A 24,419-nucleotide genomic window follows, 5' to 3' on the forward strand; every position below is an offset into this window, starting at 1 on the left:
TATCCGCCTGATTAGCTGGAGAAATTCCGACTAATGCTCATAAATGGTGAAAAAGGAGAGAAGTAGGTGGAGGAAATCCCGCTAAGCTCTACAAGCGCTCTCACTAAGATTGCACAATGTGTAATCAACTGCGGAGTTGACACAGGTACAAGCGACAGCTATATTATTTTAATAGTAATTATTACGATTAAACTTCGGGAAGCGAACAAAGGAGCTTGTACCTATGAATAAAAATCACACCAGCCAGCGTCTGCCGCGCGCCAAAGGGATCGATATGGGGACTTACTATACGTCCAAGGAATGCGCCCGCAAAGTAAAACATCTCGTCCTGCCGGACAAAAACCGTAAAATTGTAGAGGAGTTTATCACGATCCTCGGGATGCGGGACGAGTTCGAAGCGCATGGAGTGCCGATTCCCAACAAGGTGGTCATGTACGGCCCGCCGGGGACGGGGAAGACACTGACGGCATTTCACATGGCCCGGATGCTGGACCTGCCGCTTATCCTGGTCCGTCTGGATGCGGTTATTCACAGCCATTTGGGGGAGACGGGAAGCAATATCCGCAAAATTTTTGAGTATGCCAAAGCTGTGCCCTGTGTGCTGTTCCTGGATGAGTTCGATGCCATTGCCAGAACCCGGGAGAGCAGCGACGAGGTCAAGGAGATTGCCAGGGCGGTGAACAGCCTGCTGCAGTGTCTTGATGATTTCGGGGACAGCAGCATTTTTGTCGCGGCGACCAATCTGGAGAATGAGCTGGACCGGGCGATCTGGAGAAGATTTGATACGAAAATGACCTACTCGCTTCCTGACGAAGCCAGCAGACGGCATTATATCGAACTGTTGATCGGCGGATTTGCTGAGGAAAAAGGACTGTCCGAAGAAGCCTGCGGGCGGCTGGCCGGCTGCAGCTTTGCCGACATCGAACAAATTATTCTCAAGGCGAAACGAAAGGCGATCATTGAGCGCTGTCCGCTTAAGCATGAGCATATTGCGCTGTCGTATGAAGAATATCATCCCTCTGCCGTGTTATGATGCTACCGCCCCAGGCGCTGAAGCTCCCTCCCCGTACACCGGCGGACCTCTGAAACGCGTTTCTGATGCAGCTCTAAGCCAAATTTAATGTTATGACTTCTGAGGCTCTGTACCCAGAAGAGACCATCCCGTAATTTGCAGTCTGTTAAGATCTTGGCCAAGCCCTTGGCTAAGGTCTTTTTGGCATGATTAACCATGCCGGTGAGTGGGCTCAGAAGGCGACTTTGGTCCTGAAAATATGGGGGGATATCCAGAAAATATGTTGAAAATTGTGGAAAAATCTTTATTAAAATAATTCTAAAGTATCATGATTCGTTCACATTATTACGGTTTAATATACAGATATGAAAATTATAAACTTCCAGTATTTCTCAGGATGTACGGCCTAATTGTCCGTCTCCGGCTGGATACATAAGCAATAGAAGCGGACTCTCCCGCCACTATCTGTACCTGATACCTAAGGAGGACCCCGTGAGACTATTATTAATCGCAGGCGGATACGGAACCGTCGCACGCCAGTACATAGACAGCATGACCGAAGTGATAAATGATACGGAGCTTACGCTTGAAGAGGCCGTCCGGTATATCGCGGATACGGCTCCGGAGCCGGACAGCATCGTGATTACAGATGAAGCATTAAGCCTGCATCCAGACAGGGACAGACGTAATCTGGAAGCCCTGCTGAATAGTCCTTCTGCCCCCCAGAAGGTTCCGGTAATTCTGATTACCACGGACAGCTGGAAAAGCAAAGAATGGGAGAGTGTAAGTTCCAGGCACCCCCGTTTTGAAATGATGTTCAGTGAATACATAAGAGTAACACCAGAGCTGTTCGTGCAGTCTATCAGCCGGGCGAGAGCTGCTCCCGGTCTCCATACCCAGAAAAGCACACGTGCGGCTGATGGCGGGCCGCAGGCTGAACGGGATAAGGGAAGCAGACGGGACATTGAACCTGCACGCAAATCGTTTCTTGACCGTTTCCGCCCCAAGCCCAAAGAGCGGACTGAAGCGGAACCGACAGACGCCCTGACACGGGAGCTGGAACGGATCAGCCGGGGGATCAGCAGGGTTGTAGCGGTGACGGGGCACAGGGGCAGCGGGGTGACAAGCACCGCCGTCAATCTGGCCAGTGAAGCAGGACGCAGGGGCCTAAGCGCGCTGATTGTCGATCTGGATATTGATTACCGGAGCACGAATATGTATTTTGGCGGATTCCATGAACGGACCAAACGGGATGAAGAGATCAATGCTTCCCTGATCCGCACGCTGGCGCGTCCCCAGGACTATGCGGCTACGGCTTATCCGATCCGGGATAACGTCTGGCTGACAGGACTCGGATATGATTTTGACGACCCGAGGCTGATCGGGCAGTTTGTAACGGAAGCGCGGCTGACAGGACTATTGTCCCTGCTCCGGAACCGGTTCAACCTGATCGTGCTTGATCTTCCGCTGGATCTCCTGCGGGAGTACCAGGAAATTATGATACATATCGACAGCTTTGGGCTTTGCGTACCCAATGACCTGTATTCCGTATTAAGCACACTTAGGAATGTGGAGAACAGTCTGCCCAAGGAGCAGGCGGTCTACCTCAATGCAAAATCCAAGCTTGTAGTCACCAAATATAATGACAGATCCCGGTTCCAGGGAGAGAATTTCACACCGGAAGCCGTCAGCCGCGTGCTGACCTCGGGACTTATGGAAGGCTTCACCTATGAAATGAAAGTGGCGGGACATGTTCCTTACAGCAGCGACTTCGACTCGCAGATTGAGTCTGACGTGCCGCTTGTACACAGCAGTACCCACTACGAACGCGCATACGGAAACATACTTCTCAGATTACTGGAGGGAACGGGATAAATGGATTTGAGCAGTCTTAAAAATGCGGCTCCGAACAGACAGCTGTTCAAGCGGGGGGCGGCTCTGCTCTTCAGCATCCTCATTATTGTGGCTTCATATCTCTTCATCACCAAGGCAAGCCAGGATGCGAACGATGTCGTGGAAGTGCTGCGGGTCAAGCCTAATGAAGGCATTCCCGCCTTTGTCGCGGTCAATGACAAGCTGATTGAGAGATACGACATCATTAAGAAGGAATACACCGAGGATATGGTGCTTGCAGAGGATATGGAAGAGGTGGAAGGAAAGCTGACTGCCAACTTCCTGAGAAAGAACAGCGTGCTGTTCAAGGATCAGCTGATTGATGAGAAGCCGCAGAAGAACGAGTGGCTGTATCAGGTGGAAGAGAAGAATGAAGTGCTGACCCTGCCTTACAATTTCCTTGAGGTTGGTGGCGATATCCTGATGCCTGGGGACAGAGTCCGCATCCGGGTGACTTATGAGGTGGATCAGGCAGTCACAAACGGCGGTAATCCGAATGCGGTGTATTCGCAGTCGCCGAACAAGGTCAAGAAGACGGAAATTCTGTTTGACAGCATCATTGTCAAAGACATGCTGAATGCAAACAGCCATTCCATTTACGAAGTATATAAAGAGGTCCAGAAGCTGGAGGAGAATAAGAAGCAGGAAGTGATGAAGAGCAAGGACTTCCTGAAGAATATTCAGCCGCGGGCGCTGCTGCTGGAGGGAACTACGGAGCAGATCAATAATTTTGCCAGATTCAAGGGCCTCGACGGCAACTCATTCCTGATTACGATTCTAAGCCGGAAGGACAGCAATGTGATTGTAGACCAGCTGCCCACCTTGGAGAAAGAGGTGGAATCATGGATCGGAAGCGACGAATAGGCCTGGACAGCATTTTTCAAAAGATATCATCCAAGGATCTGGTCGGTGCAGAGCTTCAGGATACCAGTCTGATCTACAGTGTAGTCGGCTTTATTCCGGCGACTGATTTTACCGATAACGCGCTGCTGATCAGCAATCTGGCCTACCTGATTTCACAAAAGGGCCTCAATACATGCGTGGTCGATCTGAAGGTGTTCTACCCCAGCCTGTATCAGCATTTCGATGCAGCTCCGCCCAAAAAAGGCAGCGGCCTGATCAAAGTGCTGAAGAGCGACAAGGTGGATTTCCGGGAAGAGCTTACCAAGACGAAATACGAGCGGCTGTATCTGCTGTCTCCAAGCCCCCAGGATTTGATGGAGGAATATTTCGACTTCGAGTTCAGCCATCTGGAGCGCGTCATTGATACATTGAAGAATATGTTCGATATCGTGCTGATTGATATCCCGAACAACCCGCCGCTGGAGTTCTGCCTGGGAGCGATGAAATACTGCCATATCGGGTATTTCACAGCTGCCGAACGGATGGAAGCCGCCGTCAACATGGTGAAGCTGCTCGATTTTGCCCAGTCTGTCGGGATCAGCACCGCCAAATTTATGAGCGTTATTATGATGAACCTGCAGAATATCGAATTTGATTACAAGGTCATGCGAGAGACGGGCTTCCATATTGCCGCCGCCCTGCCGCTTGTAAAAGATGCCGTGACCTGCGCCCATGAAGGCAAGCTGTATATCAAGGACAGCCCGATCGTAAACAAATACTTCAAGAAGGATATTCAGAAACTGGCCGACCGCTTGGCGGACCAATAAAGGGAGAGAGAGCCTTGCTGACACGCGGAAAAATCAGCGACATGCAGCAAAAGGTGCTGCATCAGGTCCACCACCCCAAAGAAAACCTGGAGGAGCTGGCCAGCAAATATACGACCATCAGCTTCGAGGAAGCCCTTGAGCTGTGCCAAAAATATATCACCAAAATTACAACCCATGCCTACCGGCGCGAGACCGACCCGGCCCGCAAACGGGAGATGACCAAGGCGTACATTAATGAATTTGTGGATTCACAGATGCCTTCGGTTGAAGGCTATCATGATCTGCCGCAGCTGAAGAGCGCGTTGATCAATGAAATTACACATTACGGCCCGATCACCGAGGCGATGGAAAATCCGCTCATTGATGAAATCCGCGCCAACGGCCCCGATCAGATTTTCGTCGAAAGCGGAGGGAAATCGATTCCGTGGGATCAGCATTTTACCGACCGTGAGCATATGGAGCGGATCATCGCCAAGCTGATCGGTGTCTCCAAAATGCGGCTGATTCCGAAGATTCCGATGGTTAACGCCAGAACGATTGAAGGCTACCGCGTAAATGCGACGCATGCGGAGATATCGCCCTACGGGCAGCCGGCTTTTGTCATCCGCAAATTCAGCAAAAAAAGCATCAACCCCAAGATGCTCGTCGAGAACGAATCGTTCTCCTCCAACATGTACAAGCTGCTGTCGCTCATTCCCAAATCCGATCTGTCGTGGATTACGGTAGGGCCGACCGGGAGCGGGAAGACAACGCTGAACGAGATTCTGGTCAAGGAAATTAATCCGATGCAGCGCATCATCACGATTGAGAATCCTTCAGAGATGAGGCTGATCCAGCGGGAACAAGGCAGTGAACACGGGCGTGTGCTGAACGATGTGCTGCAGTATGAGTCGGTGCCGGAGGATGACGATGCAAGTCCCGCAACGATGGAGAATCTGCTCATCAATGCGATGCGTCAGTCCCCGCATTGGATCGGTCCGGGGGAGCTGAGAACACCGGGTGAATTCGCAACAGCACTGCGGGCGGCCCAGACCGGGCATTACTTTTTCTCGACACTGCACGCTGAGGGGGATAAAGAGGCGATTTACCGTTTCCTGACCGCTTACCTTATGGCCTCCAATGAACCGGCCGAGCTTGCGCTCCGCAACATCTGCAGTGCCGTGAAGTTTGTTATTTTCCAGGAAAAGCTTGCTGACGGCACCCGTAAAGTGACTTCAATCTCGGAAATTCTCGGCTCGGACGGCCTGAATCCATTGATCAACCAGATTTACCGTTACGAATACGACGATGTCATTGAAGAATGGGATGGAACCCGGAAGATCATCCGGATCGCCGGGCGTCACCGCCGGGTCGGTAAGCTGTCCGAAAAGGTGCAGCAGCAGATGATCAAGGCCGGAATCAAGCGCAGCCGCTTCGAGCTGTTTACGCAGGACCCTGCCGGTGATGAGACGGAGGTGTACCAGTTCCATGAATACGCCTTTAGTCACTAGCCTCATGCTTGGCCTGGCCGGATTTATCCTGTTCAATGCCATCTTCGGGGTCAAATTCTTTCAGGGGCTTGGCGGCTATCTGCTGGAGCAGGTGGACATCCTCGCGGAGCATCTGGGCCGTTATAATACCAAACGTTATGTCGACCGCGTGAAGCGGGAGCGTATTGTAAGGCGCAAGGAAAATGTGTATGCCAAATACAACCGGATGGTTGAAGGGCTGATTCTTGATTTCAACATGCCGTTCACCCTGGAGAGTTTTACCTCGATGCTGTGCATCTGTTTTGCCATCGTGGCGCTGCTGGTCATTCTGTTCATGAAAAGCGTGACGCTGTCGGTGCTGATCACCATCTCGATTTTTATCGGCCTGCTGACTTTTTTCGTAATGCAGTCCAGAGCCATCCAGGCTGAACGGCTGGAAAACATTATGGATGCCGAGGATGTGATCTGTCCGCTGGCCCGTGAAGGTGTGCTGGTGGCCATCAAGAAGGTGATGGACAACGATGAATATATCAACCCGGCCCTGCGGCCATACTTCCAGCAATTCATCGATAACTGTGAGAATAACGGCTATTCCTTCAAGCAGGCGATCCAGCTGCTGAACCGGCAGCTCGGACCCAAGTTCGACAGTTTCGCCAAAAAAGCGATTATTTTCGAATATAACGAGCGCAAAGGGATGGCGGACATTTTTCTTGATATTGTCGATGAGAATGCGGTGCTGCGGGAGATCAACCTGAAGAAGGAAACGATTTTCCGCAAGATGAACCGGAACTTCCTCATGAAGACGGCTGTCATTGTCCTGTTCTTCCTGTACGCCCTGACGGTCGAGGACTTCCGCATGTTCATGCTCTATACCGATGCCGGCAAAATGATCAACACAGTCATGATCAGTGTCGTCTGCCTGAGCTTCGCCAGAAGCCAGGTGCTTCAGGGCAATATGGGCGGCGGAGGCGATAAGAAATGATTCTGCTTGCCAAGCTGGCCACGATGCTGTCCATTCTGTACCTGGTCAAAACGTTGCTATATCCAATGATGCGGTCTGTCAGCCGGAATCAGAAAAAGCGGGCCCGCCAGTACGTCAAGCAGCGGAAGAACGAGAAGTTCAAGCAGAAGCTGAGGCGCTACAAGCTGCGGCTTGCGCAAAGGTACGGCGGGGCACTGCTCAGCAGCACGGAGAAACTGAGATTCAAAAAGATGATCAGCCGGCTGGATCTCGGCAAAAGTCCCGAGGAAATCCGGATCGAGCAGATTCTGTATCTGCTGGGCGCAGTCCTGTTTACACTGCTGATGATAAAGGTCAATACGATCATCGGTTATCTGTCTGCAGTCCTGATCATTCTCGGCTGGCTGTATCCGGTCTCGGAGCTGGAGAAATTGATCGAACGCAAGAACAAGAATATCGCGCTTGATTTTCCGTCATTCTACAGCATGGTGTATTACCAGTACATCAAATCGGTTAACATCCATCTGGCTGATGTGCTGAGGGACTATATTCCGAATGCCAACCCCGATATCGGTGAGGAATTGGGTGTCATGCTCGACAACACGGAATACGGTGAGGAGTTTGCGCTGAAGCAGCTGAAGAAGCGAGTGCCGCTGCATTATGTCATCAAGTTCTGCGACATTATGGAGACGCGCCTGAAGGGGTACGACAACATTTCCCAGATGGCATACCTCAAGAATGAGCTGGACAGCTTCCGCGTGCGGGCACTGGAGGAAGAGCTGGAGAAGAGGGAGCGCAGCGGTGCCCGGATTCAGCTGGCGCTGATCGTGGTGCTGGCGGCATATATCCTGATTTATTATCTGTTTACAATTCTGGATTCGATCAAAATGTTTCAATAGTGGCTCAGTGGTGGCTCATTTGCGGAGGAGGAGAAAAGGAATGAAGGGATGGTTGAAGATGAATAACGGATTGGAAAAAGATGAAGCAGCAGGTGCGAAGCTTTCGGCAGCAGGACGTCTGCGCCGGATGCTGGCTGATGAGCGCGGTGCGGTAGGGGTGAAGGAGATCGCCATTACGGTGGCTGCCATTGTCATTATAGGCGCGGTGGTTTCACTGGTAACCGGCTCTTTGCTGGGGGACTGGATTGATGAGATATGGACCCTGTTTATGAATCAGATTGAAAAAATGACGTCCTGACCGGGAGGTTAATGTATGCGCGGTGTTGCGAAGGCGGTGCTCGGCGTTATTTTATCATCGGTCGCGATTCTGCTGCTGCTGAATTTAGCCTTTTTCTTCCCGTGGTATTTGACGCTGATCACCGAAACGTATAACGTCTCCCAGATTGTAGCGGGGGACAATTATATGAAGGAAACCTATTACGAAGATGCACTGGAGCGGCTGCAGGAGCGTCCGATTTTCCGGGATAAAGAGGACAAGATTGAAATCCTGGTTACGAATGCGGACGGCCGCAGCGCCATCGGTGACGATGATGAGACCATCTACTATGACAGTGCTGAAATTGACAAGCCTTACCTGCAAAGAGGGGAAGAGCTCGAAGTGGAGATCAGGGCAGTGTACCCTTTTACCGTTACGTTATGGGGGGAGAAGCTGGAACGCGAGCTGCCTGTTTCGTTCAGCATGTCGACTACAGGCCTGAAGCATTACAAGGACCTGGACTACTACACCGACTGACAGGAAGGGATTCTTTTGTGAGAAATATAGCACTTGCCATTCTGGCCGTTGTCATGGCTTCCATTGTCATTCAACCGCTTGTGGAGCTGGCCAATCTGTTCAGGGAGAAGGTAACTGTGAGTTCAGCGGTATCCAATGCCCTGCGCGCTGCCAGGGACCGGAGTCTGGAATATGAGCTGCTCCGGGGCCTGGACGCGAGGGTGGACGCAGAGGTCTTTAAGGACTATTTTGCCGATGCGTTCGAGGATACGCTGAATCTTACCCAATCGGGTAATTCCGGTGATACCGTAACGTTCAGCTCCAATGACGGGAAATTCAATGATTTTACGGTGAGCTTCGGGTTTGCGGAGAATACGGATCTGAACGGGCGGGTGGTCACACAGGTGGATGTTGAGGCAAGAGCGGATTACAAATTCAAGACGAAGGCCCTGCAGCTGGCAGAGCAAGCGGGAAGCTCCGGGGAGGTTGAACTCATCAGCGGGCGGACTTATGTGCTCTCTGTCAGAAACTAAAGAGAAGGGAGGGGCTTAAGTGGAGTATATAATGGTTACTTTGCAGACCGAAGGCGGCCGTCAGGCTGATCTGAAGATTCCGGCATTTGTCCCGGTAAGCGATCTGCTGGATATGCTGGCCGAAGCGCTTCATCTGGACAAGGGGCCGGAGACCCGCCTGCAGGCTGAGCCTCTCGGCAGAATTCTGCAGAGCGCCAAAACACTGGAAGAGCAAGGGGTGTGCCACGGCGCACTGCTGACAGTCATTTAAGAAGGAAAAGGAGTGATACCATGAACGGAAATCTGCAAAGCGGAGGCCTGATCCACCGGAACGGGGATTCGCTGCTCGTCACCGACATCAAGGGATACTCCGGCACTTATCTCATACATAACGATACCAGCTTCGACATCTTTACAGACAGCCTGATGTGGTTCATGAACACCGGGGAACAGGGGATTCTGTACAGCGACCAGCGCAGGGGCAACCGGCTGTTCCTGTCCGCGCCGGCCCTGCGGGAAGACAAGCTGGTGCTTGACAAGCCTTGCGGACAGCCGGTTCTCCGCGGAGAGAGGGTCTATTATATGGACGAACAGGACGGCAGCCTGCATTGCTGCACTGCTGAAGGCCGGCATGACCGCCGGCTGACTGAAGAGAAGGTGGCCGGCTTTCTCCTGCTGGAGGACGAAACCGTAATATACGCCTGCAGCCAGGGTATCCGGATGACCGGAGCGAACGGGCGGAAGGCGGAGACCCTTACCCCAGGATCTGCAGGAAGGATGATCCGGATAGGCGGCCGGCTGGCTTACGCCGACCGCAGCAGGGATCTGGAGCTTACGCTGCTTGATCTTGGCAGCGGGGAATCGTCTGTTGTGGAAGGCATCGCAGCGTCTTCGGTCAATACGGACGGACGTTATCTGTACTGCGCCAACCGGCGCAACGGCAGCAGCCTGTACCGCGTCGATCCCCGGACGGGGAGCAGTATCCGCATCAGCGGAGAGAGCGCCGATTATCTGCACGTACTGGACGGCGAAATCTACTTCAGCCACAGCCGGGAATGGTACCGGCTGCCGCTGGCGGGCGGCGAAGCGGAGAAGCTTCCGCTGCCGGGAGGAATGAACAATGAACACTGAATTCAGCAGGCAGCCGAGGTTCCTGCCGGATATTCCGCGCGGTGAGGTAGAAGTGCCGAATCCGCCGATGCTTCAGGAGAAACCTGAAATTTCCTGGTATGGTATTCTGCTCCCGCCGATTGTCATGCTGGTCATTACCGTCCTGATCGCCATGACCTCCCAGTCGCTTTTCCTGCTGATCTCGGTGGCAACAACCGTGATGACGCTGATCGGATCACTGGGCGGAGCCGTGACGCAGATCCGCAAGTATAAGCTGAAGAAGCGGGAGCGTGAGAGTAAATATCTCCAGTTCATCGCAGATACACGCAGTGAGCTGTCGGTAGCGAGAGAGCAGCAGACGGCCGCGATGAACGAGATGTTCCCCGAGCCGGAGCAATGTGTCCGCAGGATCATGGAAACAGACAACCGGCTGTGGGAGAAGACACCGGTCCATAACGATTTTCTGACGGTACGACTCGGTCTCGGCAGTGCTCCGCTGGCGATGGAGATCCGGTACACGAAGCAGGCCATCGTCATGGAAAGCGATCCGCTGCTGATGGAACCGCAGCGGCTGGCGATGGACTACACCAAGGTGTCAGGTGTGCCGATCACCGTCAATCTGCTGGAGCAGGAAATTGTCGGTCTTGCCGGAGATGCTGCAAAGACCGCAGAGATGCTGAAATCGATGCTGCTTCAGGTCGTAACCCATCAGGGCTACGATGATGTCCGCATCGTGGTTCTGACGGATGATGCCGGATTTGAACGCTGGAGCTGGCTGAAGTTCCTCCCGCATCTGTGGGATGACAGCATGAACGTCCGTTTCCTGCTGTGCGGCAGAGCACTGGCCCATCAGGTGCTCTCCGAGATGAACAGCGTGTTCAAGGACCGGGAAATGCGCACGACAGGCGGTGGTGCGCTGCCGCATTATCTGTTCGTGGTTGAGGACGCCTCTCTGCTGGAGAATGAGCTGATCAGCAAGTATCTGTATAACGGCAATGCCAAGCTGGGCGTATCCGCGGTGTTTGTCGCTCCCAATGCCGCCTATCTGCCGATGAACTGCAAAACGGTTATTTCCCTCCAGGGCAATAACGGAGAGACGGCTAACCGGACTACCGGAGAGAAAACGGCATTCACACCGGACCGGGCAGATCTCAAAGATTTGGAGCTCGCCGCCAGAAAGCTGGCTCCGCTGCGCATCAAGCAGGGGAATGGCGGCTTCGCGCTTCCAACTTCCATCTCCTTGATGGAGATGCTGGAAGCAGAGAAGGTTACCGATACGGATGTGCTGCTGAACTGGACCCGGAACAAGACGTATATGGGCATGAGCGTACCGATTGGTTCACGTGCAGGCGGGGAACCGCTGTATCTCGATATGCACGAGACCGGGTACGGTCCCCACGGACTGGTAGCCGGAACGACGGGATCAGGTAAAAGTGAGCTGCTGCAGAGCATCATCGTCTCCCAGGCTGTACACTACCATCCGCATGATATCGCTTTTGTGCTGATTGATTACAAGGGGGGCGGCATGGCGGATGCCTTCAAGGGAATGCCCCATCTGGTCGGAACCATCACGAACCTGGACGGCAATCAGACCACCCGGGCACTGCTCTCGATCAAAAGTGAGCTGATGCGCAGACAGCGTGTCTTCTCGGAGCACGGTGTTAACAGCATCGATAAATATCAGAAGCTGTATTACAGCCGGCCGGACCGTCAGGGCATGCCGGCCATTCCCCACCTGATCATGATTGCCGATGAATTCGCCGAGCTGAAGCAGGATCAGCCGGACTTCATGAAGGAGCTGGTCAGTACAGCACGGGTCGGACGGAGTCTTGGCGTCCATCTGATCCTGGCCACCCAGAAGCCGGCCGGGGTCGTGGACGACCAGATCTGGAGTAACTCCAAATTCAAAATCTGCCTCAAGGTGCAGGATGAAGCAGACAGCCGGGATGTCATCAAACGCCCGGATGCGGCGATGATCAAGGAGCCGGGGCGTGCGTATATCCAGGTGGGGAACGACGAGATCTTTGAGCTGTTCCAGTCCGCCTTCTCGGGAGCAGATTACGATCCCAAAGGCGAGCTGCAGAAGCTGGAGAACCAGACAAAGCGTATTTACAAATTGTCTGTTACCGGGCGGAGCGAGCAGATTTACCCGCAAGAGGAAGAGAAGATTGCCCGTCATGAGATGCCTTCCCAGCTGCAGGCGATGGTGGAGCATATTACCCTGACTGCGGAGCGCTTCGGCATTGAACCGGTCAAAGGACCGTGGCTTCCGCCGCTTCCCGAAACCGTATATCTGGAGGATATCTTTACCGGCGGTTACAGTGAAGGCATTTGGCCGAAGCGTGAAGCGCTGCTCAGCATCCCCGCGGGTCTGCTGGATGATCCCAGAGGACAGAAGCAGGAGGCGCTGGAGTTTGATTTTGCCGGAGAAGGCAATCTGTTCATCTACGGCGCTCCGGGCACAGGCAAAACCGTCCTGCTGCGGACGATATGTCTCTCATCTGCGCTGCTGTACTCCCCGGAGGATGTTCATATTTACATCATGGATTTTGGCGGCAGCTCACTGAAGTCGCTGGAACGCCTGCCGCATGTCGGCGGTGTCATGACGCTTGAGCAGGAAGAGAAGATCGACCAGTTCATGCGGTTCGTGTTCCGGATCATGGAGGAGCGCAGAGAGCTGTTCGAGGAGGCAGGCAGCGAAGGCTTCGCAGACTACCGCAAGAGCGGACGGCAGCTGCCTGCGGTTCTGCTGATGATCGACAATTACTTCGCGCTGTCGGAGACCTATGAAGACATTGACACCCAGATGGTTGTACTGGCCCGTGAAGGATTCAAATACGGCATTTATCTCATAGCAACGGCGACGAACAGTGCGCTGGTCCGTTATAAATTCTCGGTCAATTTCAAAATGGCTGCCAGCCTGCAAATGACCGAGAAAAGCGAATACGACGGAATTGTCGGCCGGACCGAAGGGCTGGAGCCGGGGAAAGCGGCCGGCCGGGGACTGGTGCGCGGCAAGCCTCCGCTGGAGTTTCAGACTGCGCTGCCTGAGTACAGGGAGCTGCGCAGCGAAGCGATTATCGAGCGGCTGAGTCAGAGCGGCGGAGCCCGGGCGGTGCCGATTCCGGTTATGCCGGCGGCAATCGATCTGGCCGCCCTGGCTGAGGAAGAAGGCAGATTGGCCATTGGGCTTTCCAGCAACGATCTGCAGCCTGTCTTTATCGACCTGCAGTCGACTCCGGTCCTTATGGTTGCCGGAGATGCGATGTCCGGCAAGAGTACGCTGCTGGTCTCCTGGATTACGCTGCTTGGTGAGAGGCAGAAGGATCTTGAAGTGTATGCGCTGGATTCTTCGGGGATGGGCCTTTATGAACTGATGAACCGGCCTTATGTGAAGGATCTGTCCGGCGTGGAGGACATGTTCGAGTTCGTGGAAGAGTTCAAGGAGAAGCTGGAAGCGCGGCGCTCCGAGCTGCTGGCCTGCCGGATGTCCGGAGGCGATCCGGCGCGGCTGGCTGCCGGCTGGAACCCTATCGTGTTCGTCATCGACAAGGTGAGCGAATTCACCGGAAATGATATGTTCGCACTGCATGAGCTGCTTGAACGGATCATCCGGCAGGAGCGGAACCTCAAGATTTCGGTCATCGCCGCAGATAATACGGCTGATCTGGCTTCCAATTGGGACAGCCTCGGCAAGGTTATCCGTGAGGAGCAGACCGGGATTCTTCTGGGACGGATCAAGGAACAGAATCTGTATTCGGTATCCTATCCTTACGGTTCACAGGAACGGAACATGCAGCAGGGAGACGGTTACCTGATTCTTAAGAACAAATACACCGGACTGCGCTGTGCCGTTCTGAAGAAATCAGCTGCAAGCCCGCAGCTCGTAAGTTAAATTCTGTAGCAGAGGTGAGAGCATGTCGACCAGCCCATCCGAAATCAGAAGAGACGCCGCACGCATCAACGGTCTGACCGGAGATGTGCAGCGGATTTCAAGAGAAGTGCAGGTCCAGTACCATCTGGCCGGTGAATACTGGTCAGGCACGGCATCCAAATCGCTGCAGAGCCAGTACCAGACACTGGACAGCGAGATGAAAGCACTGCTGCGCAGTCTGAAGCAGCTGGAGAGCGGCGTACAGCGGGTCGCTTCCGAGGTGCAGCGGGCTGAGCAGGAACGCGCCGAAAAGCGGCGGCAGGCAGAGAGGCTTGCTGCCGAGAAAGAGCGTGAACGCAGGGAAAGGGAAAGGCAGCAGCAGGAACGGGCAAGAAACAGCCGTTAACAGTTCTTCATCCCGGGTTACCCTGAATATGTCATGCACTTGAAGGGAGGTGAATAAAATGGCAGGTAACAATTTAACTTTTAGTCCGGATCAGGCCCTGAGCGTTGCTAAGTCGATCAACAGTAAAGCCAACAACGCCCAGACCCTGATCAATCAGCTGCAAAAGGAAATTCATTCCGTAAGCGGCTGGTGGCAAGGTGAGTCCCAGACCGCCTTTGTGCAACAGTTCGACGGACTTATGCCTAGCTTCAAAGAGATGGTAACTTGTGTAGAGAATATCAGCAAGAACCTTACTCAAATCGCTAACATCAAACAGCAGGCTGAGCAGGAGATGGCCAGCAAGCTGCGCGGAAGATAATAGACATCTCTGTCAGGCATGGCAAGCAGGCCGGATGCTCCGGTCTTGCTGCCCTGCCATGCTTTATATTAACAGGATTCTGTACATAGGATCTGGAGGGAACGAAACGTGAAGTTGACCGATAAGGAATATCTGGTACTGGCCTCGCTCGCGGATACTGATCAAGGTGTCGTGCAGACAGGCTCAACGATCCGCGGAATGCTCCAGGATTGCAGCGGCGCAGGAGAGCCTCATAGCTTAACACAGGAAATACCGGCAGACAGCCTGCTGCTTGAGCTGAAGCTTGCAGCCCGCTGGATTGCGCCGGATGCGGCAGGCTATGCCTTTACTAACGAAAATGATGATAGATGGATTATCTTTGCATATAAACCGGATGCTCTGCAGGAGCATCTGAAGACGCTGCTCTCCGGAGAGAACCCGCTGATGAAGCAGGCAGCCCAGTTTTTGCGCGCGAATCATGGCAGCAGAGACTGCTTCGTCACCGGCTTTGGCCTGGGCGGCGCTCTGGCGCTGTATGCAGCGGGATTTGCCGAAGACATTCAGGGCGTGGTCTTTGACGCACCGGGCATCGGGCAATTACCGGAGGCGCAGGGCTCCGGCCAGTCAAGGATTACCAACATCCTTGCATATAATAGTCTGATTTCAACGCTCGGCAGCCATAGCGAAAAGCTGCAGTTTGCCGGTCCTGCGGGCGGTGACACCGCTGTAGAGCTGCTCAGTCAGGCCGACCGGCATAGATATGTAACCGGCGCCGGCGGAAGTATTGTTACAGGTGAACCTGGCGAAGCCTTCGGACTTCTTTCGAAGCTTAGCATTCTGTTCGAAGAGGGCGGCAGAATTGATGAGGTTGCAGCGGTCTTTCTCCGGGCAGCCGGTCTGGAGGACAGCGGAGCTAGCGAGCTGATCCATGCGGTGCTGCCGCTGAGTGAACGGATCGAGCCAAGCGGCATCCGGGATGCACTGGCGGAAATTACCGCACAGTATGACCGTCATGCGGGGACGGTCTGGCGGAAATGGAAGACGGAGATGACCGGACAAGCGCGAAAGCTGGGGCAGGAAGAACTTTCGGCAGTGTTCGCGGAGAAGAGCGAAGCCGCGATGCTGAGTGCGTCCGCACTGCTCGAAGAGCTGTACCGCATCACGGAAGCTTTCCTGTGTGTGCTGATCCTGTACGGGCCGGAGGAAAGCCGGCTGGCGGATCAGCTGGACGAACTGCTGGACAGCCTTACCGGACCAATGACCGACCGTCTGGAACAGCTGTCCCGGCAAATGGCCTCTGAGCTGGACGGTCTGATGGAGCTGTCGCTAAGCACAGCATTTGTGTGGCCGGAAATGCATTTCGATATTAAAGACTAGGGTCTGTGAAGGCTAATTTGGACATGACGTTAGGAGAGTGGGCGTGCTTGAACAATTTGATGAGAAAGGCGGTGCTGATTCCTATGGCGTTTTTAACACTGCTCAGCCTGTTTGGCTGCGGTAAACCGCGGGATGAACGGGCGGCAGATGAGATTTTGAAATCCATGCAGGCGAAATATGGCGAGGAATTTGTACTTAACGGGATTGGCGGCAGCTGGGGGACGATGAACAATAATACGCTGAAGGCAATTGTGCACCCCAAGGATGATCCGACACTGAAAGTGCCGGTGGAGATTATGAAGGATTTCAGCAAAATATACGACAAGTATCTGAACCAGCGTGTTGCCCGTAACGAGGAGCCGAAAATTCAGGAGCTTGCGAGAGCCTACTGGCCGGACGCAGAGGTTGTGATTGCAAATGATACAAGACTGACTTATCCCGAAGATAATGATACATCAATGTCATACACGGAGTTTCTGAAACGTTATCCGATGAACACCCAACTGATTTCTATCTACTTAAAGGGTGATGACTATATCGACGGAGAAGGCACTATGGACCAGCAGGGAGAAGCCGGCAAATATCTGGAGTTTGGACAGAAGCTGGCTGACCAGCAGTATGTCAGCAGCATGGTGACATGGACGTATCTTACCAATGACGCTTACGGACGTCTGGACCTTGCCAAAGCGTCGGATGACTCTGTTGATAAATATTTCAGCGATGAGGAGGAGGAACAGGGCAAACTGAATATTTTGACGATGGCCGGATTCTCGTTGAGCTTGGAAGGGAAGATTGAGGAGTCCCGCAGCGAGATCGAAGAAAGTTTTGATAACTGGAAGGAAAAAAGGCTGGAAAGCCTGGAGCAAAGAGGTGAGTCCTGATGGGAGATAACCAGCTCACCGAAGTTGAACTTAAAAAAATTTCACAGCTGGTGTATCTTGACATTGTTGACAGCGAGGGCGTCAATACGAAGATCCAGCAGATTTACATGCGTCAGGGCAAAAAAATCACCGTCGAGCAGGTCATTGATTATTACACGACAGGTGAAGGTCTCAAAGAACTGGAGGCACGGTATCCAAACACGCTGAACGGCAGCAAAGAATCCGAACAGTGGGTTGATATGCTTAAATCGATGGATACCGCCAAGTATCAGGATTGGGAAATCTCGAATGTCGTATCTAAGAACAAGCAGAATGAGTCAGGGTTCGTAGCCTTTACCGTAGATACGAAAAATGGGGCAAAAGTTGCGGCGTTCCGCGGCAGTGAGCCCATTGATGATCCCTATTTCCGGAATGACTGGAAAAATAACGGCACGACGGCCTATGAACTTGAATCGGTCCAGCAGCAGGATGCAAGGGAATACATGAGGCGCTTCGGGCAAGGGAGTAACGATGACTTGTATCTTACCGGCCATTCTCTCGGCGGAAATCTGACGCTTTATTCTTCTTTTGTACTTACCGATGAGCAGCGGAGCAGGCTTGTCAGCGCAAGCACCTTCAACGCGCCTGGCTTCAACAAAGCCTTGCTGGATAAATATCAGAGCCAGATTGACGAGATGAACGAGAAGGGGCAGATCAGGGAATTCCGCAACAAGCATGATCTGGTCCCGGCACTCTTCACGAATCCTTCTGATGGAATTTATATTGACACTAAATCTGAAGAGGTAACGGGGTTCTCCCATCATTCCCTGTTCTCATTTGTTCAGGATGACGAGTCCACCTTTCACCGGTCGGAATCCCAGATGCGGGCCGTCATTCCGAACATTGTGCATCATGTTACGGTCGGCCTGGAGGTAGTGCCGAACTTCCTCAAAGAAGCGCTGGTCCGGGAGGTGTTCAAAATCTGGGACGGCGACATTGAGATTCAGCATATTCTTTTTGCCGCTGCGGCGGTGGCTGCCATCTTCATAGCCGGTCCGATTACGATACTTGTTGGCGCATTAAAAGTAGTTGTGGCGCTGTACGTTATCGGGTTCATCATTGATAAGGTAATCCCATGGATCAAGGAAGGCATTGCCAACATTGCGGAGATGGTGGAGACGTTCTTTGACGAAGCTGTCGAGTACATTACCAATCTCGTATTCCAGGCTGTGGATGCCGCCAAGCTGATCGGGAGCAAGGTCGCGCAGTTTACGCAGCAGGTGAAAAGTGCTGTAACGCAGTTCTTCAAGGATCTGAAGGACGGCTTCAACCGCTTTGTAGCAGATACGATCAAATTCGTAGAAGCCCAGAAGGAACGTTTCATCAAAATGAAGGACCAGGCAGTCAAAAAGCTGGGCGATATTTTTAACTCCGTCAAGTCAGCAATCACCCGCAAAAAGGATGAAATTGTATCCGGTGTCCGTTCGTTTAAGGACAAGCTGATCGGTGAGATCAAGTCAAAGATCAAGACGGTGGCCAAATTTGCGGTCTCGGCCGCAAGCGCGGCACGAACCGCTCAAATTAAGGCCAGTCTAAGCCGGATTGAAGCGCTGCACCGCACCCTGAAACAGAAGGAAGAGCAAATCTCGGAAGCGGTATCCCGTATTCTGAATGTCGCATCCGATGTCTACTCCAGCGTATCCGGCGCGTATCCGGAAAGCTATGTGCGCTCTCAGCTGAGAGAGCTGCAGAGGGTCTGCGATGAAGTCAGAGCCAAAGAGCGCCGTGTGTCGGAGACGCTGAAGCAGCAGTCGGAGGCGGTGAAGTATTCCGTGAATACGTACCGCAGCACCGAGGCCAGACTGGCCGCGATGGCCCGCAGTTAATCTATTTATCTTGTATCCAAATTAAAGGAGGCCCAATATTATGAAACGTTTATCCAGCCTGTTTGCTGTTTTTTTGATTATTGCCCTGTTTTCTTCCTCATTCCAGGCGACGGCCGCCAGCCTGCCGCTTAGAGTCGTGGTAGATGGACAAAAGGTTAATTTTCCTGACGCCCAGCCTTATATTGATGCCCAGCAGCGTGTCCAGCTCCCGGTACGTTTTGTTACAGAAGCACTGGGAGCAAAGGTACTTTGGGACGGTCCCGCTAAAAAGGCAACGATTATCCTGAACGGCAAGACGATGGTCGTCTTTATCGGCAAAACCAGCTACACCGTGGACGGAAAAACGAAGCAGATGGATACCGCTGCAGTCTTCAAGCAGTCCAGAACTTTTGTGCCGCTGCGTTTTCTATACGAAGGTCTGGGTCTCAATGTCAATTGGGATGATTCCGTAAAAACGGTTTACATCACGACCGGAGGAAGCGGATCAGCGCCTGCTGCGCCATCCACAGGGGCACAGACGGCTGACGTCCACGGCTTCAAGGTGAATTATGCGAAGAAGGGGCCGAGCCTGGACCCTGTATACATCACTAAGTCCGGGATGACCGTCTACGAGAATGAAGACTGGGTGTCCGGACAGTATCTTTTCCAGCTAACGATTGTGTTCGGTGACACCGGTTCTGACCCTGTACAGGGTGCAAAGGATGCGGAAAGCATTTTGCGTCAGAAAGTTGAAGGCAGTGTAGTCGATGCCGTGATGAATTATGCCCGGACCAAAACGAAACGAAGCGATATTCTGCCTGATAAAACATTCACTGCCGAGAAATACACGATTGTCGTCGGTTCCCAGGAATATGACGATGTAGCGATTAACATTGCGCCAAGATAAAACACATGGATAAGGGGAATGAGGACGATCGTGAAAAGCAAGCTGATTAAAGGTACCCTACGGTTCGTACTACCGTTGGCGGCAGCAGGGATGCTGCTGTCCGATCTGTTCGTTCCGGTAAATGCGGTCACGGCCGGCACCCCGGATGATTTTCCGCAGACGCCGGCGGAAGCACGGATATACATTAATAGAGATATGAAAGAATTTTACGGAAAGTTTGACTACTACCCGCCGGCTACTTCCAAGGGGAATCTCCGGGAGGATCTGCTCCAGAAGTCCATAGACTCCAAGGATTACACCTTTGACATGGTGTACGGATCGAGCCACGGAGAGCGGCTGATTCACAAAAATAACATGTACCCGTTCTCGGGATATAATCTGAGAGGGGATTCTGTATCGGCCAAAGGGGTCCCATGGTATGCGGGCTGGAGCGGCAGCAAGATTCAGGATTTCGATATGGTAAAATCGCCATGGGAGGATCCGCGGACCGGGGTCAAAAACAATCTGTTCAACCGGTATTCCGATCCCTCGAACAAGTACCTCGCAAGCTCAAACGGCAACTTCGAGCAGGCGATCCTGACGGGGCTTAACCTGGAATACGGCGGCAAGAAATACAGCCAGTTCATGTACAATAATATGAATGCCGGATACAAAGACCGTGTTGTATATGATTTCAACGCCACCCCTTCCAAGGGCGGAAAATGGGTGGATTATGTCCAGATCATCCAGCCGCCAACCTTCCTGTCCTGGGGCTCGGGCCGGATCTATATCGATCATCCTGACGGAAACCTGACCTACCTCGGGATACCGATTGCCCCGTTCGTCCTGCAGGCGGACGATCTGTCCGCTGTCTTTGAGAACTTCCCTTCCGGAGCGGTAGCCGGGGATTCTGTAACCGTCGGCGTCCGGATTAACTCTACATTCGACGGTGACCGGACAACAGACTTTAACTGGGAGATCAAAGACGGCAGCGGCAAATCCGTACAGGCCAACTTTAAAGGGCATGAACCTAAACGCTCAGGTCCGATTACGGTTCCGGGCAACAGCGAACGCATGCTGTACGCCTCCTTCATCATGCCGGAAACCAGCGTCAGCGTGAAGCTGCAGGTGAACTACGGCAAGTCACCGGAAGAAGTGATCTATACCAACAATACAGCCAGTTCTACGCTGAAGCTCGTGCAGCCTCTGCCTGCGGCCAAGCGGAAATTCGAATTGGATTATAATGTACTGTCGAGAACGATTTCCTTCCCTCTGGCAAATGGACAGGCAATCAATGCTGTATTGAGTCTTCCGGGAAGTTCACGTTGGAATAGAAATGCCACGGGTGCACTGAATGTTATTAACGGTACTCCCGGTCTGCTCCGGAATTTCCAGGTGAATAATAATCCGGCAGTGAACGATGCCGCAACCACCGTTACCCGCAAACCGGTTATCGCTGCAAAGCTGCAGCGGACAGATTTCGGGGACAATCCGCTGGGCGGAGCTTGGCTCAACCCGGGCAATGCCTACACGCCGCTCTCGAAGACAGGAACTGTCAGCTTTAACGGAGAGGTGAACAGGAGCTATATCCGCACGTATGAGACCTGCAAAACGGTGACCGGTGCGGACGGTAAAACTGAAAGAGAATGCGAGACCCGTGAAGAGCAGGGCAGCACCACCGCTCCGTTCAGTCCGGGGCAGGATTCCATAACTGCTAACGTTAAGGTTTACAACGGGCGTAAAGATGTCCCTGCTCAGGAATACTCGGATAAAATTGAAAATAATGCCGCTAATTCCTTGAGCAAGAGACTGCTCTGGACCACGGAGCCCTACAAAATCAACACCATCCGCTGGATGGCGTATGCGGATGAGGCGGGCAAACTTAGTAACTGGACCCCTGTAAACGGCCAGTATGAGCGGACCTTTACACAGCAGGGTATCGGCAATCTGGCCTGGGAGACCGGACAGACGATGGCGAATGCCTACAGCCAGGGCAGGGAAGCGGCCAGAAGAATGACCAACAACAAAGCGGACTATGACAGGGCTGTATTCGCTACGGACCGCGAGCTTCAGCAGTTCGATTATCCAGTCAAGTCGGGGTATTACTTCAACCCTGCAGGCGTATATAACTTTACACTGGAAACGGTCACGTACAAGCCTACGGGTGATGATACAAAGGATCATAAAGATCTGGTGAATGCCGTCATCGACTCGTTCCGTTATGAAAGTGACCTGATCTATATCAACAACAATAAGGTCTCGGTTAATCTCCTGAACGAGCCGCTTGCACGGACGGGTAATACCATTATCCGCAAGCCAGCCGCTTTGAGTGTAAAGAATGCCAAAGGCGTCAATGCGCTTCCGCTCCTCTCGGTGGAGGACCGGTCTACAGACAGCTCCCGCTATTCCAAGGACGTGGAGGAAATCTACCACTCCCAGGATCAGAATAATCCGGACGCGACGCATATCTTCTGGAAAAATATCCTGGAAGGATATTCACAGTCCAGTACCAAGGGAAGCAGCGATGTGTTCAAGTACCGGGAGTTCGTTAAAGACGGTCAGCGTATGTATAAAATTACGGAGAAAACCACTGTCAGCATCGCTGTGAACCCGGGAAACACCCCGATTTACACAGATGCCCGCATGCCTGACGGCAATTATTATGTGAAAGCCTGGATCGCGGATGTTGAGCTGTCTTCCAGCACAAATGCCTACCGTACACTTGGCAAGCTGGTAGGAGTCAAGCCGCTGGATGAAATCCGGGTAAGTGTCAAAGGCTCCATGTATGACGATTTGAATAACTAATTATACTGTTTCATTTTGAAGACAGCCTGTAAAAGCGGACTCCCGTTGATGCAGGCTGTCTTTAGTGTATCAATGTCCAGATCATGCTAATCAGGTGACTTGAAAGTCAAGGTTTGCTGCAGCCGTTACCGCTACAATAGAGTCCATGGAAGCAAAACGATTATGGACAGGAGTGCACCCTTGATGCAGTATACCAATCCCGTAATACCCGGTTTTCATCCGGACCCCAGCATCTGCCGGGTAGGTGACGACTATTATCTTGTGACAAGTACTTTTGAATATTTCCCGGGAGTCCCCGTATTTCACAGTAAGGACCTCGTCCATTGGCAGCAGATCGGCCATTGCCTGACAACGCCTGAACAGCTGCCGCTGGGCAACGCCTGGAGCTCGGGCGGCATTTTTGCACCGACTATCCGTTATCATGACGGCTGGTTCTATATGGTCACTACGAATGTAAGCGGTAACGGCAACTTTTATGTGAAAACACAGCATCCGGAAGGGCCGTGGTCGGACCCTATTTTCGTTAAGCAGGATGGCATTGACCCCTCCCTGTTATTTGATGATGACGGCCGCGTATACTTTCAGTCTTCACGTACCGGAGAGGAAGGACACTGCATCTACCAGTGCGAAATTGATATCGAAACCGGGGAGATGCTGACAGAGAGCAGATACATCTGGAGAGGAACAGGAGGCGCACATCCGGAAGCCCCGCATTTGTACAAGATTAACGGACACTATTATCTGATGATTGCCGAAGGCGGAACGGAATACGGGCATATGGAGACCATCGCCCGGAGCAGCCAGCCCTACGGCCCGTACGAATCATGTCCGCATAATCCTATTCTCACCAACCGCAGCATGGACAGCAGCATCCAGGCCACAGGACATGCCGATCTGATTGAAGCCCATGACGGCAGCTGGTGGGCGGTATTCTTGGGCATAAGGCCTGTCGCTTATCCAAAGGGCCATCATCTGGGGCGTGAGGTCTACCTGGCGCCTGTGACCTGGACAGCAGACGGCTGGCCGGTGATTGGAAATGACACGCATATTGAACCGCTCATGGAGGCGCCGCAGCTGCCGCAGGTCACCTGGCCGGAGCGTCACGTCAGGGATGATTTCGATGAGCCCCGTCTTGGCCTGGACTGGACCTTTCTAAGAAACCCGGCGGAAGGCAGCTGGTCACTGCTGGAGCGCCCGGGGAATCTGGTGCTGCATGGACATGAGGCTGCGCTTAGTAACGAGAAGACCGCTCCTGCGTTTGTGGGCCGCCGGCTCAGCCATTTTGCCTGCCGGATAGAGACGGAGATCGACTATGAACCGCTGAACAGCGGCGATGAAGCAGGGCTGACCGTCTATATGAATGAGCGGCATCATTATGATTTGGGGCTGACAACCCTTGAAGGACGAAGAGTAGCCGTGTTCCGCAAAACAGTCGGTTCGCTCAGCGTGGAGCATACTGCAGAATGTCCCGAAGGACCTGTGGTGCTGAAAATCCAGGCATTTCCGAAGAAATTTACAGCCTCCATTCACACGGCACAGTCTGGTGAAATAGAGCTGGGGTGGGGCGAAACGCATCTGCTGAGTACCGAGGTCGCAGGCGGTTTTACGGGAGTATTCGCTGCCATGTATGCCGTCTCGGAAACGGGGCAGGGCGCTCCGGCAGCCTTTGACTGGTTTGATTATGAACCTGCGGAGTAAGTTCAGGGAATAG

At 53.0% G+C, this 24,419-nt stretch carries 21 protein-coding genes; all 21 read left to right on the forward strand.

What is annotated here, in order from left to right; genetic code table 11:
* Positions 1-223 precede the first annotated feature (223 nt).
* Positions 224-1,033: an AAA family ATPase gene (locus C2I18_RS18970; RefSeq protein ID WP_249897304.1), complete on the forward strand. Its 810-nt coding sequence runs from the start codon at positions 224-226 to the stop codon at positions 1,031-1,033.
* Positions 1,034-1,504: 471 nt separating this feature from the next.
* Complete coding sequence (locus tag C2I18_RS18975) at positions 1,505-2,887, forward strand: CpaE/TadZ family protein (protein ID WP_249897305.1); 1,383 nt, start codon at positions 1,505-1,507, stop codon at positions 2,885-2,887.
* Positions 2,888-3,769 (forward strand): CpaB family protein, encoded by an 882-nt coding sequence (locus C2I18_RS18980; protein WP_249897306.1) that lies wholly within the window; start codon positions 2,888-2,890, stop codon positions 3,767-3,769.
* Positions 3,748-4,575, forward strand: a complete 828-nt coding sequence (locus C2I18_RS18985; RefSeq protein WP_249897307.1) for a CpaE/TadZ family protein — start codon at positions 3,748-3,750, stop codon at positions 4,573-4,575. The genes C2I18_RS18980 and C2I18_RS18985 overlap by 22 nt, the downstream gene beginning before the upstream one ends.
* Before the next feature lie 14 nt (positions 4,576-4,589).
* Complete coding sequence (locus C2I18_RS18990) at positions 4,590-6,065, forward strand: TadA family conjugal transfer-associated ATPase (RefSeq protein ID WP_249897308.1); 1,476 nt, start codon at positions 4,590-4,592, stop codon at positions 6,063-6,065.
* Entirely contained in the window at positions 6,043-7,026 is a 984-nt protein-coding gene (locus C2I18_RS18995) for a 6TM ABC transporter family protein (RefSeq protein ID WP_249897309.1), read from the forward strand. Before C2I18_RS18990 ends, C2I18_RS18995 begins: the two co-directional genes overlap by 23 nt.
* On the forward strand, positions 7,023-7,904 hold the full coding sequence (locus tag C2I18_RS19000; RefSeq protein ID WP_249897310.1) for a hypothetical protein: 882 nt from the start codon (positions 7,023-7,025) through the stop codon (positions 7,902-7,904). Before C2I18_RS18995 ends, C2I18_RS19000 begins: the two co-directional genes overlap by 4 nt.
* 40 nt (positions 7,905-7,944) lie before the next feature.
* Positions 7,945-8,202, forward strand: coding sequence for a hypothetical protein (locus C2I18_RS19005; protein ID WP_249897311.1), 258 nt, complete (start codon positions 7,945-7,947; stop codon positions 8,200-8,202).
* Between the two features lie 15 nt (positions 8,203-8,217).
* Entirely contained in the window at positions 8,218-8,697 is a 480-nt protein-coding gene (locus C2I18_RS19010; protein ID WP_249897312.1) for a hypothetical protein, read from the forward strand.
* A gap of 17 nt (positions 8,698-8,714) precedes the next feature.
* Complete coding sequence (locus C2I18_RS19015) at positions 8,715-9,209, forward strand: hypothetical protein (RefSeq protein WP_249897313.1); 495 nt, start codon at positions 8,715-8,717, stop codon at positions 9,207-9,209.
* A 19-nt stretch (positions 9,210-9,228) separates the two neighbouring features.
* Positions 9,229-9,459, forward strand: coding sequence for an EsaB/YukD family protein (locus C2I18_RS19020; RefSeq protein WP_249897314.1), 231 nt, complete (start codon positions 9,229-9,231; stop codon positions 9,457-9,459).
* 20 nt (positions 9,460-9,479) lie between these two features.
* A complete protein-coding gene (locus tag C2I18_RS19025; RefSeq protein WP_249897315.1) occupies positions 9,480-10,319 on the forward strand; it encodes a DUF5050 domain-containing protein in 840 nt (279 codons plus the stop codon).
* Positions 10,309-14,193 carry a type VII secretion protein EssC gene (gene essC / locus C2I18_RS19030; RefSeq protein ID WP_249897316.1) on the forward strand — a complete coding sequence of 1,295 codons (3,885 nt, stop codon included), beginning with the start codon at positions 10,309-10,311 and terminating at the stop codon, positions 14,191-14,193. The genes C2I18_RS19025 and essC overlap by 11 nt, the downstream gene beginning before the upstream one ends.
* 22 nt (positions 14,194-14,215) lie before the next feature.
* A complete protein-coding gene (locus C2I18_RS19035) occupies positions 14,216-14,578 on the forward strand; it encodes a WXG100 family type VII secretion target (protein ID WP_249897317.1) in 363 nt (120 codons plus the stop codon).
* Positions 14,579-14,636: 58 nt separating this feature from the next.
* Positions 14,637-14,936 carry a WXG100 family type VII secretion target gene (locus tag C2I18_RS19040; RefSeq protein ID WP_249897318.1) on the forward strand — a complete coding sequence of 100 codons (300 nt, stop codon included), beginning with the start codon at positions 14,637-14,639 and terminating at the stop codon, positions 14,934-14,936.
* Positions 14,937-15,044: 108 nt separating this feature from the next.
* Positions 15,045-16,292, forward strand: coding sequence for a DUF2974 domain-containing protein (locus C2I18_RS19045; protein WP_249897319.1), 1,248 nt, complete (start codon positions 15,045-15,047; stop codon positions 16,290-16,292).
* Positions 16,293-16,339: 47 nt separating this feature from the next.
* Complete coding sequence (locus C2I18_RS19050; protein WP_249897320.1) at positions 16,340-17,173, forward strand: hypothetical protein; 834 nt, start codon at positions 16,340-16,342, stop codon at positions 17,171-17,173.
* Entirely contained in the window at positions 17,173-19,038 is a 1,866-nt protein-coding gene (locus tag C2I18_RS19055) for an Mbeg1-like protein (protein ID WP_249897321.1), read from the forward strand. Before C2I18_RS19050 ends, C2I18_RS19055 begins: the two co-directional genes overlap by 1 nt.
* Before the next feature lie 40 nt (positions 19,039-19,078).
* A complete protein-coding gene (locus C2I18_RS19060) occupies positions 19,079-19,924 on the forward strand; it encodes a copper amine oxidase N-terminal domain-containing protein (protein WP_249897322.1) in 846 nt (281 codons plus the stop codon).
* Positions 19,925-19,954: 30 nt separating this feature from the next.
* Complete coding sequence (locus tag C2I18_RS19065) at positions 19,955-22,708, forward strand: hypothetical protein (protein ID WP_249897323.1); 2,754 nt, start codon at positions 19,955-19,957, stop codon at positions 22,706-22,708.
* 183 nt (positions 22,709-22,891) lie between these two features.
* The gene (locus C2I18_RS19070; RefSeq protein ID WP_249897324.1) at positions 22,892-24,406 is read left to right on the forward strand and encodes a glycoside hydrolase family 43 protein; all 1,515 of its coding nucleotides are present in this window, start codon (positions 22,892-22,894) and stop codon (positions 24,404-24,406) included.
* Positions 24,407-24,419: the final 13 nt, after the last annotated feature.

Origin of the sequence: Paenibacillus sp. PK3_47 (assembly GCF_023520895.1) — a bacterium.
Classification (GTDB): Bacteria; Bacillota; Bacilli; order Paenibacillales; family Paenibacillaceae; genus Paenibacillus_AQ.